The organism is Pseudoalteromonas sp. NBT06-2 (assembly GCF_002276045.1).
GTDB lineage: Bacteria > Pseudomonadota > Gammaproteobacteria > Enterobacterales > Alteromonadaceae > Pseudoalteromonas.
The window spans coordinates 25,978-46,166 of sequence record NZ_NQMR01000048.1; the positions used below are offsets into that span (position 1 = coordinate 25,978).

The 20,189-nt window shown below is 34.6% G+C and carries 12 protein-coding genes and 1 pseudogene; 11 read left to right on the top strand and 2 right to left on the bottom strand.

Annotation, left to right across the window (positions count from 1 at the left end; genetic code table 11):
* The first annotated feature begins 7 nt into the window (after positions 1-7).
* A complete protein-coding gene (locus CJF42_RS11360) occupies positions 8-913 on the top strand; it encodes a hydrogen peroxide-inducible genes activator (protein ID WP_095366798.1) in 906 nt (301 codons plus the stop codon).
* Between the two features lie 19 nt (positions 914-932).
* On the opposite strand, the gene CJF42_RS11365 is transcribed toward CJF42_RS11360, so the two are convergent.
* Positions 933-1,805, bottom strand: a complete 873-nt coding sequence (locus CJF42_RS11365) for an HDOD domain-containing protein (protein WP_095366799.1) — start codon at positions 1,803-1,805, stop codon at positions 933-935.
* Positions 1,806-1,939: 134 nt separating this feature from the next.
* On the opposite strand from CJF42_RS11365, the gene CJF42_RS11370 reads away from it, so the two are divergent.
* From CJF42_RS11370 to CJF42_RS11380, 3 genes are read left to right on the top strand one after another with little or no spacing between them, the layout of a single operon-like run.
* Positions 1,940-2,482, top strand: a complete 543-nt coding sequence (locus tag CJF42_RS11370) for an RNA polymerase sigma factor (RefSeq protein WP_095366800.1) — start codon at positions 1,940-1,942, stop codon at positions 2,480-2,482.
* Positions 2,482-3,090 carry a hypothetical protein gene (locus CJF42_RS11375; RefSeq protein WP_095366801.1) on the top strand — a complete coding sequence of 203 codons (609 nt, stop codon included), beginning with the start codon at positions 2,482-2,484 and terminating at the stop codon, positions 3,088-3,090. Before CJF42_RS11370 ends, CJF42_RS11375 begins: the two co-directional genes overlap by 1 nt.
* A 1-nt stretch (position 3,091) precedes the next feature.
* Positions 3,092-3,985 (top strand): hypothetical protein, encoded by an 894-nt coding sequence (locus CJF42_RS11380; RefSeq protein ID WP_095366802.1) that lies wholly within the window; start codon positions 3,092-3,094, stop codon positions 3,983-3,985.
* A 494-nt stretch (positions 3,986-4,479) separates the two neighbouring features.
* Here CJF42_RS11380 and CJF42_RS11390 read toward each other — a convergent pair whose 3' ends face one another.
* On the bottom strand, positions 4,480-6,969 hold the full coding sequence (locus CJF42_RS11390) for an EAL domain-containing protein (protein ID WP_095366803.1): 2,490 nt from the start codon (positions 6,967-6,969) through the stop codon (positions 4,480-4,482).
* Between the two features lie 204 nt (positions 6,970-7,173).
* Here CJF42_RS11390 and queA point away from each other — a divergent pair, with 204 nt between their 5' ends.
* From queA to CJF42_RS11425, 7 genes and pseudogenes are all read left to right on the top strand, one after another.
* Positions 7,174-8,211 (top strand): tRNA preQ1(34) S-adenosylmethionine ribosyltransferase-isomerase QueA, encoded by a 1,038-nt coding sequence (gene queA / locus CJF42_RS11395; RefSeq protein WP_095366804.1) that lies wholly within the window; start codon positions 7,174-7,176, stop codon positions 8,209-8,211.
* 193 nt (positions 8,212-8,404) lie between these two features.
* Positions 8,405-9,544 (top strand): tRNA guanosine(34) transglycosylase Tgt, encoded by a 1,140-nt coding sequence (gene tgt / locus CJF42_RS11400; protein WP_095366805.1) that lies wholly within the window; start codon positions 8,405-8,407, stop codon positions 9,542-9,544.
* A gap of 92 nt (positions 9,545-9,636) precedes the next feature.
* Positions 9,637-9,975, top strand: a complete 339-nt coding sequence (yajC, locus tag CJF42_RS11405) for a preprotein translocase subunit YajC (RefSeq protein ID WP_095366806.1) — start codon at positions 9,637-9,639, stop codon at positions 9,973-9,975.
* Between the two features lie 86 nt (positions 9,976-10,061).
* Positions 10,062-11,918 carry a protein translocase subunit SecD gene (secD, locus tag CJF42_RS11410; protein WP_286203493.1) on the top strand — a complete coding sequence of 619 codons (1,857 nt, stop codon included), beginning with the start codon at positions 10,062-10,064 and terminating at the stop codon, positions 11,916-11,918.
* Between the two features lie 12 nt (positions 11,919-11,930).
* The gene (secF, locus tag CJF42_RS11415) at positions 11,931-12,875 is read left to right on the top strand and encodes a protein translocase subunit SecF (RefSeq protein ID WP_095366808.1); all 945 of its coding nucleotides are present in this window, start codon (positions 11,931-11,933) and stop codon (positions 12,873-12,875) included.
* A 115-nt stretch (positions 12,876-12,990) separates the two neighbouring features.
* A pseudogene (locus CJF42_RS11420) lies at positions 12,991-13,713 on the top strand (EAL domain-containing protein); the annotation flags it as partial.
* Between the two features lie 285 nt (positions 13,714-13,998).
* Entirely contained in the window at positions 13,999-20,082 is a 6,084-nt protein-coding gene (locus CJF42_RS11425; RefSeq protein WP_095366810.1) for an Ig-like domain-containing protein, read from the top strand.
* Positions 20,083-20,189 lie beyond the last annotated feature (107 nt).

Sequence of the window (20,189 nt, forward strand, 5' to 3'; positions counted from 1 at the left end):
TTTTTTTTTGAATAATTTACCAAGTATCAAACAATTACAGTACCTTTTATCTGTACATCAACAGCAACATTTTGGACGTGCAGCACAAGCGTGTTTTATCGGTCAATCAACTTTAAGCAGTGCGATTCAAAATCTGGAAGAAAACTTAGGTTGTCAACTTATAGAGAGAGAAAATCGTAGTTTGATGTTTACCCCTATAGGCGAAGAAGTTGTCGAGCGAGCTAAAAAAATCATTGATGATACGATTAATGTTAAAGAGTTAACAAGAAGCTTCTTGACACCTTTATCTGGAAAACTGACTCTAGGTTTAATCCCAACCATAGCAAGTTTTATTGCAGCTGATTTATATCATTTTTGTCAGACTGAATTTCCAAATTTAGAATTGATTTTAATTGAAGATACTAGCGATAACTTACTTGATAAGTTAGAAAAAGGGCAGGTAGATTTAACTATTTTAGCGTTACCTTATGATACCAATAAGTTTCATATGAAAATTTTAGCGCAAGATAAATTTAACTTAGTGATGCATCAAGATTTTGATGCATCAAGCGAAATTATCGATTTTAATTTATTACCTAAATCGAGCGTGTTTTTATTAGCAAGAGAGCATTGTATGACAGAACATGCTTTAAGTGCTTGTCATTTAAGTGAAAATCAATGTATTAATCCTTTTGAAGCGAGTAATGTGCATACTTTATTGAGCATGGTTGAGAATAAGTTAGGAGTAACCTTTTTACCTCAAATGGCACTTAATGCAGGAATTTTAAATCATAAAAACATGCGTTTTATGTCAGCCCAAGATGATGCTTATCGTGAAATAGGTTTATTATGGCGAAAAACCACTGGTCGTATTCGTGACTTTAGGCTTTTCAGTGATAAAATTGCACCATTTATTGAAAGTAAGTGCGAGTAATCTTTGCTATATTGACCGTTTACATATGATAAATATTGTCTATACCGGCCCTAAATAAGGTTTCACCTAAATCTAATAATTGGAAATCTTCTAAGTGTAAAACATCCAGAATTTGAGTTGAGAACTTCTCCCATTCATTATCTGGATTAACGCCAGTAAGGATTTCTGTTGAATTAGTCATATGTTCGGCAAGCTTTAAAATTGCAAACATTTGTTTTTCTGATGCTTCTCCAGTTGCTAGCATTATATTGGGACTATGATGATATGCTATGACATTGCTAATTTCGCTATTTAGACCCCAAGACTGTGCAATCAAAAAACCAAGAACCTCATGAGAGGTTTCAAAATGTTCTTCTTCAAATTCGCCAATAATGGCATTATTTAAGTAAGCTTGGCGTAATAAATTAGGATAATCTGAACTTTGTGAAAAAACAAGTGCCATACCAGCATTATGAAATAATCCTGTAGTATAGCAATCATCCGAAAAGTCTTTTCCTAAATCAAAATGTTGCGCTAAAATCAAACTTGCGTTGCCAATTTTCATTGAGCTATTCCACAGTTTTTCTGTGAATATTTCTTCGCTACCAGCATTGAGAGTGAATCTTAAAATAATACTATTAACTAATTTAATGAGTCGGTTTAAACCTAAGAATATACATGCATGTTCGATAGTCGATATTTTTTTAGGTAAACTAAATAAAGGTGAATTAACTACTTTTAGGGTAAATCCTGCAATACCGATATCTTGGTTTATTGCTTGGGAAATTACTTTTAAATCAGGTTCTTTTTTTTCAACTTCTTGTTGAACTTGTTTTAGCATATCAGGTCGAGGTGGTATGGTAAATCCCTCTAATGCGCTATCAATTCTGCTCATGTCGAGTGTTAGTGACATACTGACTCCTTGTTTACTGGTAATTTTGTTTATGCTGATAAATAGAAGTTTAGTGCAATCTAAAATTTTTTTATTTTTTTCCAAACTTTTTTTATTGTCCAATCGACTAATAAGAAAAAGAACTTAGGATCTATGTGTTTTTTCAATCAGAAAAGAAGCTTATTAATAAAGCGAAACAAGGCGATAAAAAAGCTTGGTTTAAGTTAGTTGAAGAGTTTGAAAAGCCAATTTATCATTACTGCTTACGTATGCTAGGTAATCCTGACGATGCATTAGATATGTTACAAGAGGCTTTTATTAGCATTTATAAAAGTTTAGATAGTTTTCGTTTTGATAGTAGTTTTAAAACATGGGCAATTAGCATCGCACATTTTCGCTGCATTGAATTTTATAGAAAACGAAAAGTTTGTCAGCAATTGAATGGTTTACCTGAGCCTATTAGTAACTCTGATTATGATTCCCCTGAATTATCGCTATTTAAGAAGCAAGGTAATGAGCAAGTGATAAGTGCGATGTCTCAACTACCTTGGGAGCAAAGAAATGTGATTGAATTAAAATTTTTTCAATATTATACCTTTGAGCAAATAGCGTATCAGTTAGATGTGTCAAGTAATACGGTTAAGTCTCGATTATACAGTGCACTTTATAAATTAAAGCAGCGCTTGGAGGTAAGCTAATGTCTGACTTAAATAAAATATTTGATATTTGGTTAGATACAGGAAAGTTATCAGAATTAGATAAAAAACTATTGATACAAGATCCTGTTTTTAGTCAATTGTATAAAAATGCAATTCAATGGCAAACGCAAGGCGGTGAGTATCAACAAACGCAAGTGCCTAAATGGAATAAAGAACAGACTTGGTTTACCAAACCTTCAAATGAAAAAGTCGGATTTAAGTGGAATTGGCTTAATGGCGTTATGCTAGCAATGTCATTTGTATTGTGTATTTTAGTTGTCACTCAAGCTCAATTAGATGTTTCAAGTCAAGGAATTTCGGTCACTTTTAACCAAGCAGAGACACAAAAAATACGATTTAATGAATTGAAAAAAATACTAAATCAAATTCAACAAGACAATTTGCAGCAAGCTTGGAAAATGGCGCAGCAAGCAATTGATACCGGACGTATTGAACGCAGAGAAGATATTAATACGTTAATCACTTATCTAAAAGAGCAAAGAAATCAAGACCAAACCCAGATCAAGTTACAACTTAATGATTTGGCTGAGCAAGTTGAAAACCAAAATTTGACAAAAGTCGCACAAAATACATTATCGGAGCAATAATATGAAAACGTTTATTTTATCTAGTTTGGCATTAGCGCTGTTTAGTGCACCCGTAAATTCAAAGGAGGTTTCTGTTGATTTAGATAAAATCAAACGAGAAGTCAATATAATGAGCAACATATTAAAAGCGTCGTTTGCGCAAGATAAAAACTTAGGAGTACGCCATATAGAATCGCAATACCTTATATCTCAAGGTATTACTTTTAAACTTGATGCGCGGTCATTTGATATAAATAGCTTTAGTTGGACGAATATCTTACCGCCAGTACCAGTACCAGTACATGCAGCACCTATTGACTTTTACTTTGGTGAAACTCAGATGGGAGAAATAACAGAACAAGTGCTTTCGATCTCAGGAGAGGCTTATAACTCGGCTTTAGAGGCAATAGCGCAAACAGGTGAACATATTCGTGAGCTGGCGGAACGAGAGCGTGATGTTGATCATGAAATACGTTCAATAGAAAGAGAAGCTCGCGATATTAACTTTGAGCGACGTAATGCAGATAAAGATGATGTAAAAGATCTTGAAATACGTAAACAGAAGCTTGAAGTTCAAGTGAAAAAATTAAAGACACAAAAAAAACAATTAGAATCTAAGCAGCAAAAGCTAAGAGTAGAAATTCGTGAAAATAAAACAAAAAACAAAACGAAAGCACTAGAGAGAAAAAAATTAACATTAAAAAATATAAAAAATATTCTATCAATAAGTTTATGTGATTATGGTGCTGGATTAAGAAACTTGCCAAATAGTGAAAGCGTAAACTTTGTGTTGAAAAACGCAGGTGATAAAAGTGATATTATTTATATTTTTACTAAAAAAGATATTAAATCATGTGTGATAGGCAATATTAATGCGAAGCAGTTATTAGCCAAGTCTATTAATTATCATTTCTAAATAAATCTGCTACGTAGCTTTGCTAGAGCCACTGCGTGGCAGTTTCCTTTAATACGACTTCAAGATACTACAGCACTTCACCTTGAAGTAATAAAGATTTAAACACAAGAGTTTTAAGTTTTATTTTAAAGCATACCTCGAAGAGGCCTAAATAGAAATGCGTAGCAAACCTATAAACTTACAATGGTATTTTTTCAATATCTGAATGATTTTTTTGTTTAGGTAAAAAAAGCAAATAAACTAATACAACTAAATTTAAATAGGGTAATAACCCTAAAACTGCAAAAGTTATGACAGGGTATCCTTTTTGCTTAGCATTTAAATAACAGTAATAAGCAATTAACACATTAGCTAACAATAGCAATACTATAAACATTGTTATTTCTGACCCCTCACTATTAAACCACATCCTTTTGAAACTTATTATAGACTAGGTATCAATTTGAGAAAGTTTAAAAATGAAAAAAAGGTTTTTATTTTGTTAATTAGATGCTTTAAAGTGTTATTTTTTTTAATTTTTCTGAAATATCTTGTGCTTTGAGCGGCTTTGAAATTAAGTATCCCTGAGCGTAATCGACACCAATTTCCTTTAAAGCATTGAAAGTTGATAAGTCTTCTACACATTCAGCAACACATGTTTTATTAAGTGAGTGGCTAATATCTTTAATTGCTTTTACCAAAGCAAGGTCAATAGGATCATTAAGCATGTCTTTAACAAATGAACCGTCAATTTTCACTTGATCGGCTGGCAGCTGTTTTAAGTAACTAAAAGTACTAAATCCAGTACCAAAATCATCAATAGAAAACCCACAGCCAAGTATTTTTAAATGTTCAATCATCGTTATTGTAGCAGTTAAATTACTAATGCTTGCAGATTCTGTTATTTCAAAAACAATCCTTTGCGGATCAACTTTATATTGTTTTAGCGTATTTTTAATTAAAGGTAATAAACCTTCATCGGAAAATGCTTGAGCTGATAAATTAATTGCAATTTTATTGAGTACAGGATGTTGAGCTGCATTGCATATCGCTGTTTTAACAACACAGTGATCTAACAAGTTCATGTCAGAAATAAGCTCTAAAGGGGGAATGAACTGGTTTGGATATATGAGCTCATTATTAATTATTAACCGAAGTAGCGTTTCAAAGTATGCTACTTTTTCTTGTTTAAAATCCCAAATAGGTTGAAAGTGTAGCTCTATTTGATCTTGCTCTAGTGCTAATCTCACTTGGCGTGTCCAAGCGAGTTTAGCCATCATTTGTTCACTTTTATCATCGTCATTGCTAAAGCAATGAACTAAATTTCTACCTCTGTTTTTAGCGACATATAATGCAATATCTGATTGTTTTAGACATTCGTTGGCATCTTTATTGTCCACAGAAATCATTGTTAAGCCAATTGAACAGCTAATAGAGTAATCACGTTCTATGGTTTTAAATTGATATTTTTCAATTGACTGACATAGGGCTTCAGCAATAGCATAAGCATCTAATAGTTCTATATCCTGTAAAAGAACCGCAAATTCATCGCCACCAATTCGACATAAAACTTGGCCTTCGATAATTGCATGTTGGAATAACTTAGCTGCTTTCTTTAGTACAATATCACCTTGTTGATGACCCAAAGTATCATTAATTATTTTAAAGTGATCTAAGTCAATATACAGTAATGCATGTTGTTTTAGATCTTTTGTATCTTTACATAACTGATTGAGTGACAAATCAAAATAATGCCGATTATGTAGCCCCGTGAGTGTATCGTGCAAAGCTAAATGCTGTAATTGAAATTCAGTTTGTTTACGCTCATGAATGTTATCTATACTTGCTGTGATACTCGCGTGTGTTTTATCACTTTTTATTGATTGTAATCGACACTCAACCCAAATTGGGTTTCCTAGTTTATGTTGTAATTGTAGTTGTAAAGTTTGTTGTTGAAAATGACTATTTAAAATGGCAGTAATACTATTTTGTAATTTATTTTTAAACTCAGGAATACAAAATAGGCTAAACTCTTTTGCTAAACTGCTCTTAAAGTCATAGCCTAACAAAGTCTCCCAAGCTGGGTTAATAAATCTAATAGTGCCCTTTTCATCAAGTTCTAAAACAACAGTATTTAAATGATGTAATATTCTTTGATGTGCTGAAAATAAATCTTTATATCTTTGCTGGCTTTGGCTTAGTTGCTCTACTTTAGTGGCAAATTCTGCGTAACTCACCATGAAATCTTCACGGCGAGCAGCTTGATCACATACTTTATTTAATATAGGTTGACTATACGGGATCCGAATGAAATCACTTACTCCAGATAGTAATAGTTGTTCAGCAACATTAGCATCATCGGTATCAATAATGGTGACAATTGCTTGGTTCATTTTTAATTTTAAAAATAATGCTACTAATTCTTTAGCGCTAGGTGATAATTGGGCCATTGAGTTTATTAATACAATTGAATATAAATTTTGCTGGAATAGGGCTATTGCATCTTTACTATTTGTGGCTTGAGTAACAATAAAAGTATCTTTTAAATATACAGAAATTTCATCTGCTTGTTCCTTAATTGGATCTATTAATAAAAGGTTTAATCTGCTGCTTTTTTTTAAATGGCTGGAAAGCACGTTAGCTAAAATTTGCGTTAACTGCTGCATTTTTTGTTCGGTAACTACTGCATCAATACCATAACTTCTTGCTGTAGTATCCGCGATACGTTCAAAATGATTGGATGCAGTTAATACGATTGGTGTATTTTTAGGTGTTTTTAATAAGCCGGAACGGATCATACGTGCAAAGCGCCAGCCATCTATATTCCCAATATTCAAACCTGTAATTATAAGGTCGACAGCTTGTTTTTTTAACAGAGATAATGCTGTTTCACTATTTTTAACTTCTAATATTTTAAATACATTGAGGTGCGCAAGTGCTCGTTTTATTGTATTTCGTTGTTTCAAACTTGTATCTAAGATCAATAGTTTAAGCTGAACAGCCATTCTTGGCAGCCTCTAATTATATGAAGTAATTTCGATAATTAGCATAATGCTAATGCAACAAATTTAAAAGAGCAACATGATGAAAGGTTGCTTTAAAGCACGCTAATCACTAAAATTGGCGCGATTTTTAATCTACTTAGTCTAATTGTTTCTAGTAACGGAATTTTTTAGAAATAGCTTTTAATAGATAGGATGTAAAACCTGATGCGTGTAGCTGATTTTAGCTTTGAATTACCCGATGAGTTGATCGCTCGATTTCCCAAAGAAGATCGCAGTAGTAGTCGTTTATTAAAACTTGATGGTAATACTGGCGAACTTGCTCATCATGTATTCAGTGATATAATAGACTTTGTAAATAATGATGATTTACTCATTTTTAATAATACCAAAGTAATTCCGGCAAGAATGTTCGGACAAAAAGCATCGGGTGGGAAAATAGAAGTCTTAGTTGAACGTGTGCTCGATGAGCATAGAGTTTTAGCACATATACGCGCAAGTAAATCTCCTAAGCCTGGTAACGAATTAATTCTAGAAGGGGTAGCTAAAGCGACTATGGTTCAACGTCAAGGTTCATTATTTGAACTTGAATTTAGCGGTGAAGAAAGTGTTTTAGATATTTTAGATAAAATCGGTCATATGCCATTACCACCTTATATTGACCGCCCTGATACTGAAAAAGATAGAAAACGCTATCAAACGGTCTACGGTGAAAAGCCAGGTGCCGTTGCAGCGCCTACTGCTGGTTTGCATTTTGATGATACACTAATGGCTAAATTAAAAGACAAAGGCGTTGATATGGCTTTTGTGACCCTGCATGTTGGTGCAGGCACATTTCAACCAGTTAAAGTGGAAACGATTGACGAACATGTCATGCATTCAGAGTATATAGAAGTTCCTGATGCTGTCATTGAAGCGATTAAAGCAGCAAAAAAACGTGGTGGACGCATTATTGCTGTTGGCACAACTTCGGTACGTTCTTTAGAGTCTGCGGCAATGAAGTCTAAAAGAGCGCTTGCACCTTATTATGGTGATACTGATATTTTTATCAATCCAGGTTATGAATTTAAATTAGTCGATGCGATGATCACTAACTTTCATTTATCAGAATCAACTCTGATTATGCTCGTCAGTGCATTTTCTGGTTTTGATAATATTAAACACGCTTATCAAGTGGCAATAGCTGAAAAATATCGCTTTTTCTCATATGGTGATGCAATGTTTTTAGAGCCAAAAACAAAATAACTTCAATTTAATGGCGATTTAAGTTTATGATTTTATCGTGAACTTAAACGCGCCATTTAACAAGTCACTCTACTAACTTATTTGCCTATAGAATCTAACTTGCACCTTGCCCCCTAAACCATGTAAAATCGCGCGTTTATAGCTGTAATATCCCTAAATTAGTTGGACTGTTTTTCCGGCAAACGAGGTTGAAATGAAATTTGAATTAGACCGTACAGATGGCAAAGCCCGTCGTGGTCGCTTGATTTTTGAACGTGGTGTAGTCGAAACACCTGCTTTTATGCCTGTAGGCACCTATGGCACAGTAAAAGGCATGACACCAGATGAAGTAAAAGAAACTGGCGCACATATTTGCCTAGGTAATACTTTTCACTTAATGCTACGCCCTGGAACAGAAATCATTAAACAGCACGGTGATTTACATGACTTTATGAACTGGGATAAGCCAATCTTAACTGATTCAGGTGGCTTCCAAGTTTTTAGTTTAGGCAAAATGAGAAAAATCACTGAAGAGGGCGTAATGTTTAGCTCTCCGGTAAATGGTGATAAAATCATGCTTACTCCAGAGAAATCAATGCAAGTTCAGCGTGACTTAGGCTCAGATATTGTCATGATATTTGATGAATGTACACCTTACCCTGCAACAGAAAAAGAAGCTAAAGACTCTATGGAGTTATCTCAGCGTTGGGCAAAACGCTCGAGAAGTGAACACAATAATGTTGAAGATGGTAAAAAACCGTCAGCATTATTCGGTATTATTCAAGGTGGCATGTATCCAGAACTAAGAGCGCAATCTCAAAAAGGTTTAGAAGAAATCGGCTTTGATGGTTATGCATTAGGTGGTTTATCTGTTGGCGAACCTAAAGAAGACATGATCAATATTCTTGATGAATGTGCTTATAAAATGCCTAAAGATAAACCACGCTATTTAATGGGCGTAGGTAAACCTGAAGATCTCGTTGAATCAGTTCGACGTGGTATCGACATGTTTGATTGCGTTATGCCAACACGCAATGCGCGAAATGGTTTTTTATTCATTACAGATGGCATCGTAAAAATCCGTAATGCAGTAAATAAAACGGATACAGGTCCAGTTGACTCTGAGTGTGATTGTCATACATGTAAAAATTATTCTCGTGCATACTTACATCATTTAGACAAATGTAATGAAATTTTAGGTTCACGATTGAATACAATTCACAATTTACGTTATTATCAACGCTTAATGCAAGGTTTACGAGATGCAATCAGTGAAGGTAAATTAACTGAATTTGTTGAAAACTTTTATGCCATTCGCGGCCAAAAAGTACCAGAACTAAAAGAAAATACTTAATTTAGCTACAAGGCGGCACGTGCTGTCTTGTAATTTATGGGCACAAACCCAATCTATAACATATTCAAAATAGCAATACTAAAGAGGTTTTTATGAGTTTTTTTATGTCAAATGCATACGCAGCTGATGCACCTGCAGCAGCGACAGGCGGCGGTTACGAAATGTTAATTATGCTAGCCCTATTCGGTTTAGTCTTTTATTTTTTGATTTACCGTCCACAAGCTAAGCGTGTTAATGAACATAAATCATTAATGAGCGCACTTGGAAAAGGTGATGAAGTACTTACACAAGGTGGTTTAGTAGGTAAAATCTCTAAAGTAGCTGATGATAAAGATTTTGTTGTTATTGCTTTAAATGATCAAACGCAAGTGACAGTGCAAAAATCAGCAGTGTCTGCTGTATTACCAAAAGGCACAATGAAATCTTTATAAGATGATTTGTGTGTTAAACAATGATTTAACTAAGGCTATAAATTTTATTTATAGCCAACTTATAAAAAATAAGAAGGATACAACAGGTGAATAAGTACCCAGTATGGAAGTACTTGATGGTATTGGCGATAGTGATTATAGGTTTAATATACTCATCTCCAAATTTGTATGGTCGTGATCCGGCAATACAAATCTCAGGTGCAAAAGGCGCAACAGCTGATTTAGCTATTTTAGATAAAGTATCTAAAGCAATGGCTGACAATAATATTGAATTAAAATCGTCTGAACTGGATAAAGATCAAGTTTTAATTCGCTTTAAAGATGTAGATTCGCAACTTAAAGCACAAGATCTTTTAAGAGGTGTTTTAGGTGATGGTTATATATCTGCAATTAGCATGGTACCAGATACACCTAAGTGGCTTGAAAGTTTAGGTGGTTCACCTATGAAGCTAGGTTTAGATTTAAGCGGTGGTGTTCATTTTACGATGGAAGTGGATATGACTACAGCACTTAATAAGTCTATGGAAACTATGGTTCAAGATTTCCGTGCTGATTTACGTGGTGAAAAAATTCGTTATAAAACGATTCGCCGTGTAAGTGGTCAAGATAAAGTGCAAGTTGTGATGCGTACAGCTGAGCTCAAAGATAAAGCTGAGCGTTTCTTAAAAGATAGATACCGCGATTATATCTTTAGCGATGATAGAAGTAATGACTTAGCGTTTGTTGTTAATTTAAGCGACATAAAAATAAAAGAAATTCGCACTTATGCTATTAAGCAAAATGAAACAATTATCCGTAATCGAGTTAATCAAATTGGTGTCGCTGAACCAAATGTACAACGTCAAGGTGCTGAGCGTATTATTGTGCAACTACCAGGTATTCAAGATACAGCACGTGCAAAAGAAATTTTAGGCGCAACGGCAATTCTAGAGTTCCGCTTAGTTGATGAAAACTCAGATGTGCGAGATGCTGCTGCCGGTCGTGTACCTCCAGGCTCTGAAATTATTATGCATCGCCAAGGTTACCCAGTTTTACTGAAAAAACGTATTATTTTAGGTGGTTCTCATATTACTGGCGCGCAGTCTGGTAATGATGAAAACGGTCGTCCACAGGTAAATATTCAGTTAGATAGTAAAGGCGGAAATAAAATGTCAGCCTTTACTAAAACAGCCCAAGGTAAACGTATGGCAACTGTTTTTATCGAATATAAACCATCAGGTAAAAAAGATAAAAATGGTAAGGCACTGCCACCTATCAAGGTTGAAGAAGTGATTAACGTCGCGACGATTCAAGCCCGTTTAGGTCGCTCATTCCGTATTACTGGTTTAGACAATCCGGCTGAAGCACATACGTTAAGTTTATTACTGCGTGCTGGTGCACTTGTTGCGCCCATTCAAATTGTTGAAGAGCGAACTGTAGGTCCTAGTTTAGGTAAAGAAAATATTGAAAAAGGCATGAAAGCTGTTGTAATAGGCTTTGTACTAGTACTGGCCTTTATGTTTATGTATTACCGTAAGTTTGGTTTAGTAGCTAACTTAGCATTGGGTGCAAACCTTGTTCTTATTTTTGGTGTCATGTCACTGATACCTGGAGCAGCATTAACTTTACCTGGTATTGCTGGTATCGTACTGACCGTTGGTATGGCTGTAGATGCTAACGTGCTTATATTTGAACGTATCCGTGAAGAACTTGCTGATGGTCGCAGCCCACAACAAGCGATTCATGAAGGTTATAACAGTGCTTTTAGTACAATATTAGATGCTAATATCACAACATTAATAGCAGCAGCAATTTTGTATTCGGTTGGAACAGGTCCAATTGCAGGCTTTGCCATCACACTTGCAATAGGTATTTTAACTTCGATGTTTACTGCGATAGTAGGTACTCGTGCCGTTGTTAACTTTATCTGGGGTGGTAAACGCCTAGATTCGCTGTCGATATAAGAGAGAATACATATGCAATTATTAAATATTAAAGGCACGATTAGTTTCATGGCGAAACGTAAAATCGCCATGGGGTTCTCTATTTTAATGATGATAGCCTCTGCTGCTATGTTTTTTGGTAAAGGATTAGAGCTAGGATTAGATTTTACCGGCGGTACTTCTGTTGAGGTTGGTTTTTCACAAACAGCAGATCTAAAAAAAATCCGTACAGTATTATCTGAAAATGGCTTCCCTGATGCATCATTACAGTTATTTGGTTCAAGTACAGACGTATTAATTCGTTTGGCACCACGTGGTAAAGATGTAAAAGCGGAAGTCATTGGTAATCAGTTGATGGATGCAATGAATCTTGTTGATGAAAAGGCCCAAATGCGCCGAATTGAGTTTGTAGGGCCTAGTGTTGGTGAAGATTTAAAAGAGCAAGGTGGCTTAGCTATGCTGACTGCGCTTATTTGTATCTTAATCTATGTTGCGATGCGTTTTGAATGGCGTTTTGCTTTAGGGGCTGTTGTGGCGCTTGCTCATGATGTTATTTTGACTGTAGGTTTATTTTCATTATTAGGTTTAGAGTTTGATTTAACTGTATTGGCTGCGATTTTAGCGGTGATAGGTTATTCACTTAATGATACCATTGTTGTATCTGATCGTATTCGTGAAAACTTCCGTAAAGTGCGTATTGATGACACATTAGAAATTATTGATATCTCATTAACACAAACTTTTAACCGTACTTTGGTTACTTCAATTACCACATTATTAGTATTAATGGCCTTATTTGTTTGGGGGGGGCAAATCATTCATGGTTTTGCTACTGCATTATTATTTGGTGTTTTTGTTGGTACATACTCTTCTATTTATGTTGCAAGTGCGGTAGCAGTTGCATTAGGTGTAAGTAAAGAAGATATGATACCGGAAGTAGTTGAAAAAGAAGGTGCAGAATTTGATGAAATGCCATAAATGTTTTTAAAAAATTCAACTTGATATAAACGACTCAATAGAGTCGTTTTTTTTGCAATAAAACTGTCATGTAAATTTCATACAATAAGTGACTGAATTAAATTGGGTACATTTTATGGGTTCTGATGTTGTTTTTTTTACTGAAATACTTGAAAAAGAAATGATCACAACTGTGTTTCAGCCAGTTTTTGATTTTGGTAATAAAACTATTTTAGGCTATGAGGCATTAAGTCGAGGTCCAAAAGATACTACATTAGAATCTCCTGAAGTATTATTCAAACTAGCCTCTAGCGAGGAAAAAATATCTGAGTTGGAGTTATTATGCCGTAAAAAAGCAATTGTAAATTTTGCTCATTTAAATTTAGAGGGTAAACTTTTGTTAAATGTGAGCCCTAATGTTTTGTTAGATCCATCTCATCCAAAAGGTGAAACTTTACATCTATTAGCGCAAAATGGTTTAGCTGCAAATCGTGTAATAATAGAAGTGACTGAGCAAGAAAAAGTTGCAGATGATGATTTATTTAAGCAAACGATTCAGCACTATAGAGATTTAGGTTTTGCAATCGCAATAGATGATTTAGGTGCAGGTTACTCTGGATTAAAGCAATGGTCAGAGTTATTGCCTGATATCGTGAAGATTGACAGATATTTTATAGATCATTGTGATCAGAGTTTTGTAAAAAAAACGTTTTTAAAAATGATCATTGAATTAGCAAAAGAGACTGGTACGCAAGTGATTGCTGAAGGCATAGAAAGAGATGAAGAGCTAGTGTTATTGAAGTATTTAGGCATTAATTTAATGCAAGGTTATTTACTGCAAAGACCAGTTAAATCCCCACAAAAATTGCCATATTTTAATTATCATACTATTTAAGCGCAGCTATCAAAGCTCGCTTAACCTCACCAAAAATAATCAAAATTAATTGGATAAACCATTACTTTAAAGTAATTACTTTCATTGGTTCTTTTCTTGCATGATTGTTAACTTATCGTTTTCGATTGAAAGCTTTAGTGTGAGGTGATAGTTTGAATATTGTCTTATGTCATTAGCTTCTATAATTTAAATTGAATCTTTTAAAATCAATAACGAAAGCTCACTATCTACTTCAAAAAAGTGAAAACTATGAAAATATTGTCATTTATGATTTTGCTAATCACATTTTTATGTGGTTTTAATTCTCAATCGGCTAGTGCTGCACCTTCGATTGCAGGTGTTTCTTTACCTAACTCAGCTCATAAAGTGGGTGATAGCGTCAATATAACTATTTTTGCCGATCAAACTGGTTTAACTTTGGTTTCCGGCACCGTTAATAATGTTGCTTTAACTAGCTTTACTGATTTAGGGAATAATAACTATTCTGCTTCTTATGTCATTGCTGATGGTGGTACTGATAGAGCAAGCGGCACTGATATCCCTGTTGATATTATTTTACAAGATAGTGGCAATGTTCAAAGTAATCAATATATAACGGCTATAAGCCAAAATGCTGATGCTATTTATGCAAACTACCCGGAAGTTAACTTGACTATCTCTTCTAACTCTCTTCTAGAAAATAGTGGTGTATCAAATGTGGTTACTACCTTAAGTGGCAGTTTAAATAATCAGTGGCCTGAATCCATTAATGCAAATTTATCATATTCAGGCACAGCAACGGTTGATATTGATTATACAAAATTGGATAGTATTTTAATCCCTCAATTAAACTCATCATCATCAATCGCAATTACTGGTCGAGTGGATAACCTTTATGATGCAGCAGTTAATGAAACTGTCATTGTTACTTTAGATAGTGTATCTGTGGGTACTGTGGGCTCAACTAATCAACAGACGGTTACTATTACGGATGCACAATCAGCTCCAGTTGTAAGTTTATCTGTTGCTTCTAATTCGGTTTCAGAAGCGGATGGATCTTCAAATATCACGGTTACTTTGAGTAATGCAACTTATGCAGATGTTATTGTGAATTTAGTATACTCTGGCACAGCGACTTCAGGTGCTGTTGATTATAATACCCCAAGTAGTTCTATCACAGTACAAACTGGTGCATTATCGGCAAATGCTGATACAGGTATTACTGCAATAGATAATTCAACTATAGAAGGTAATAAGACAATTATTATTGATATAGTCAGTGTAGTGGGTGGCAGTGAAAATGGTGTTCAACAACAAACCATTACTTTAGTTGATGATGAAACGGCGAATGTCAGTCTAAATGTTAATGCAACTTCGATTGCTGAAGCGACTGGTTTTACTCAAATTACGGCAACTTTAAATCAAGCGACATTTGAAAATGTTACTATCACTTTAACTTATTCAGGTACAGCAACAAGTGGGCTAGATTATATTACGCCAAATTCTACAATTACAATTACTCAAGGCCAAACAACAGGCTCAACTAATTTAACTGCCATTCAAGATACTAATGAAGAAGCTGATGAAAGTATCATTATTGATATATCAAGTGTTACTGGCGGTGTTGAAAGCGGCGTACAACAGCAGACAGTATTTATTTTAGATGATGATAATGAAACTCAAGCTGATATTGTTTCTATTAATGAAGATAATCAAGTATTAATCGATGTACTCAGTAATGATGATGGTTTAGGTAACGATTTAAACCCTGCCAGTGTGACTGTGGTTACTTCTCCAACTAACGGTTCTACTACTGTTAATACTGTAAATGGTATTATTACATATACTCCCAATAATAATTATTTTGGCTCAGATACGCTTAGTTATATCGTAACTAATTTAAGGGGAACAGCTTCAAGTGCAACACCAGTTACCATTACGGTTAATAGTGTTAATGATGCGCCTACAGCGGTTAATGATACAACAAGCGTAACAGAAGATAATACAGTGGTTATTGCTGTATTAACTAATGATATAGATGTTGATAATAATGCTGAAATTAGTAGTACTACAGTTGTTGTTACGACTCAACCAGCCTTTGGTACAACGATAGTTAATAATAATGGTTTAATCACATATAAAGTGAATGATGACTACTTTGGTAGTGATATTTTTGAATATACGGTAAGCGATGTTCATGGTGCAGTATCTAATACTGCAAGTGTGAGTATTAATATTTCAGGAAATAATGACGCTCCTCGACCTGTAGATGATGTAGAGACAACAGAGGAAGATACAAGCATAAGAGTTAAAGTGCTTGATAATGATGAGGATATAGATGGCACTATTGATATCACAAGTGTAGCTTTAGTGGTAATGCCAAACAATGGTGACGTGGAAATTCAATCTGATGGTAGCTTGATTTATACGCCCAAGAAAGATTTTTTTGGCTTAGATACTTTTACTTATACTGTTAAAGATACTGAAAACGCTTTATCGAATGAAGCGACTGTTAATCTAACTGTCACAAGTATTAATGATGCACCAACAGCGGTAAATGATACCGTGGTTTTAAAAGAAGATGCGGCTCTTGTTATAAATGCGATCGGTAATGATGAAGATGTAGATGGTACGATAAAATCAATTAAGATATTAGAGTCACCTACACAAGGTAGTGTGATTATTGATACTTCCACCTTACAGTTTACTTACACGCCAACAGAAAACTTTTTTGGTACTGACAGTTTTACTTACCAAATAACAGATGCTTTAGGGGCAGAATCTAATATAGCAACGGTGCTTTTGACGGTTGAAACCGTAAATGATAATCCTCTTAGTAATAATGACGAAGCGCAAACAGATGAAGAAATAGCGGTGGTTGTGGATGTTTTAGATAATGATCAAGATATTGATGGTCAATTGGTGCTTCATTCTGTCATTGTTACAACAGCTCCAAAATTTGGTTCTACAGAGGTAAGTTCAAGTGGAAAGATAACTTACACTCCCGAACTTGATTATGCAGGAGAAGATTTTTTTATCTATCAGGTAAGCGATGATCAAGATGGTAAGTCGACGGCTGTAGTTTATATCCAAGTTAATAATATAAATGATGCTCCAGTTGCTATAGCTGAAACTTTTACTTCTAAAGAAGATGATACATTAGCAATTATATTAAACGGTACTGATGTTGATAAAGATAATCTAAATTATACGCTTATGTCGGAACCAAGTCATGGCACTTTAACGGGAGAAGCACCAAATCTAACTTATCAACCAGATGAGCATTTTTTTGGCACTGATAGCTTTACGTTTAAAGTAAATGATAGCGTGTTGGACTCAAGTAAATCGACTATCTCTATCAATATACAGGCAGTGAATGATGCACCGATAGGTAATGAAGAAACTATTTTTGCTATAGAAGATCAAACTACAAACTTTACTGTATCGGCAACTGATATTGAAGGTGATGAAATTAGTTATACACTGGTATCACAGCCTAAGAAAGGGGTTTTAGCTGGAGAAATACCTAATTTAAGCTACACACCTTTTGAAAACTACTTTGGTGATGATAGTTTTACCTTTAAAGCACATGATGGAAAATTAGATTCTGATATTATAACCACGAATTTTGATGTTAAATCTGTTAATGATCTTCCTGTTGGAGATAAGCAATCTCTACAAGTTTTAGAGGATGAATCAGTATCATTTAAATTAACAGGCAGTGATATTGATAGCCAAAATTTAATTTTTAAAATTATTAAAAACCCACCCAATGGTATTGTAAGTGGTCAGCCTCCTTATTTAGCTTATACACCAAATGGTGACTTTAATGGTGATGATAGCTTCACTTTTGAAGTGCAAGATGGAATCGATAAATCAGAACCTATCATAATAGATGTCACAGTTGAGCCAGTAAATGATGCGCCACTAGCAAATAATGATAACGTTTCAAGCAATAATTGGCAGCCGATAAATATCATGGTTCTGAGTAATGATACTGATATCGATGGCGATAACCTGAAAATTATAGGTGCTAATACTCAAACAGGCTCAGTCTCTTGGGTTGATAGTATTTTGACTTATACCCCAATAGAAGGTTTTAATGGCAGCGTCGTGATTGAATATCAAATATCAGATGGCGCTGGTGGTGAGGATTCAGCGCTTGCATTGATTGATATTAATATATCAGAAAATGAACTCCCAGTAATTACTAAACCTAATGATATTGAAACTGATGCAACTGGAATATTTACGAAAGTTGAGTTAGGTACGGCCACAGCGGTTGATAAAAATGGCAACTCTTTGTCAGTTTCATTAAAAGACAAAAACGTTTTCTTTAAATCTGGTGTTAATACTGTCTTTTGGCAAGCTATTGATGAAAATAATCAAATAGCAGTGACAAGTCAAAATGTGAATGTGGCACCTTTGATATCACTTTCTACAGAGCAATATGCTATTGAAGGTTTTGCTGTTACTGTTGAGGTAAAGCTTAACGGTTTATCACCTAGTTATCCATTAGCAATTCCATATAAGGTCAGTGGTACTGCGCAAATTTATGTTGATCATGATTTAGCTAATGGTACTTTATTCATTGAATCAGGTACTGTTGGTGAAATATCATTTAATGTTTTTGAAGATGAATTAGTTGAAGAAGATGAAACTGTTATTATTTCATTAGGTAATGGTGTAAACCGTAGTGAGCAATCATCACATATAGTTATTATCACTGAAGATGATATTTTACCTCAGGTTAATATTATAGTTGAGCAATCAAGTATACAAAGCACAATTATTAATAAAGAGGATGGAATCGTTGTTGTCAGTGCTAAAGTTGAGCATCCTGATGATAATAAACAATATCAATATCGTTGGACCAATACAGAGTTATTATTAACAGATACAGATAACTCTGATTTAACTTTTAGTTTTGATCCTAGCCAATTGAATACTCGAAACTATCAGTTTAATTTAGCCTTAATAGATCCAAATACAAAAAAAACTATTTTAACAAAGCAAATCACAGTTAAATTAGAGCAATATGCAGTTGATTTGAGCGGTTCAGATACAGATTCTGATGGTATTCCTGATAATATTGAAGGCTTAGTTGATAGTGATAATGACGGTATTGTTGATTATTTAGATGCTATTGATGAATGTAATATTTTACCTTCAGATTTGGGGGCAACACATAATTTCTTAATTGAAGGCGAATCAGCTGGATGTTTACGTTTAGGTGATAAAGCATTTGATGGTGATATTACTGGCGCTTTAGTTGAAAATGGTGCAGTTGATGATATTGATGCTTTAAATACTGGTGGAGTGTATGATTTTATCATTGAAGGTTTATCACCTAATGAGCAAAGCTATAAAATAGTATTTCCTCAAATAAACCCAATTCCAGCAAACGCTTTATATCGAAAACAGCTAGCAAGTGGAGATTGGAAAAACTTTGTGTTAACTAGTCAAGATAAAGTATTTTCAGCAGCAGGTGATTATGGATATTGTCCACCTCCAGGTGCTCAAGTTTGGGAGTTAGGATTAGTAGCTGGTTATTGGTGTGTGCAAGTTCAAATATCTGATGGTGGCCCTAATGATATTGATCAATTAGTTAATGGTACAATTGTCGATCCCAGTGGTGTCGCTGTCATTTATGATGGTAATCATCAACCCGTTGCTGTAAATGACGTTGCTCAAACGAGAGTGAATACAGCTGTTTCTATTGATGTATTGCACAATGATTCAGATAGAGATAATGATTCTTTAGTTATTAATCCAACCAATGCAGTGCTAGGTGATGTCTCTATCGTTGGAAATCAATTGACTTATAAACCCACCAATGGCTTTGTTGGCACTGAAACTGTCGTTTATGCAGTGTCGGATGGTAAAGGAGGGGCTGACTTTGCTGAAGTGGCAATTGATGTAGTTGCGAATAAAACCCCGTTAGCAGTTGATGATGTTGCAACAACACTTAAGGGAGAATCAGTGGTGATTAAAGTGCTTGATAATGATAGCGATCCTGAAGGAGATGTTTTATATATAATGTCTGCAGCTGCACAAAATGGGAGTGTGGCAATTAATGTTGATAATACATTAACCTATATTCCAAATAGTGGTTTTACTGGGGTAGATAAAATTAGTTATAAAATTAAAGATGCTTTTAACGCACAAGCAACAGGTATTGTAACAGTAACCGTATCGGAAAAAGAAGTTGTAACACCTGAACCTGAATCTGATAGTGGTAGTGGTGGTAGTTTATATTGGATGTTAACGATGATGTTATTTATTTTAGGAAGAATATTTAATACTATTTCCGTTAATAAAGTGATTAATCAGCGGGAGTTCAAAGCGCTTTAGGCAAAGCGTTGGTTACAGACAACGGTTCTTCCCTTATCAAAACCAATTAAGTTTCTGCTAACTCAACAAAAAAAGGAGCCATAGGCTCCTATTTTTTGATGAGTACA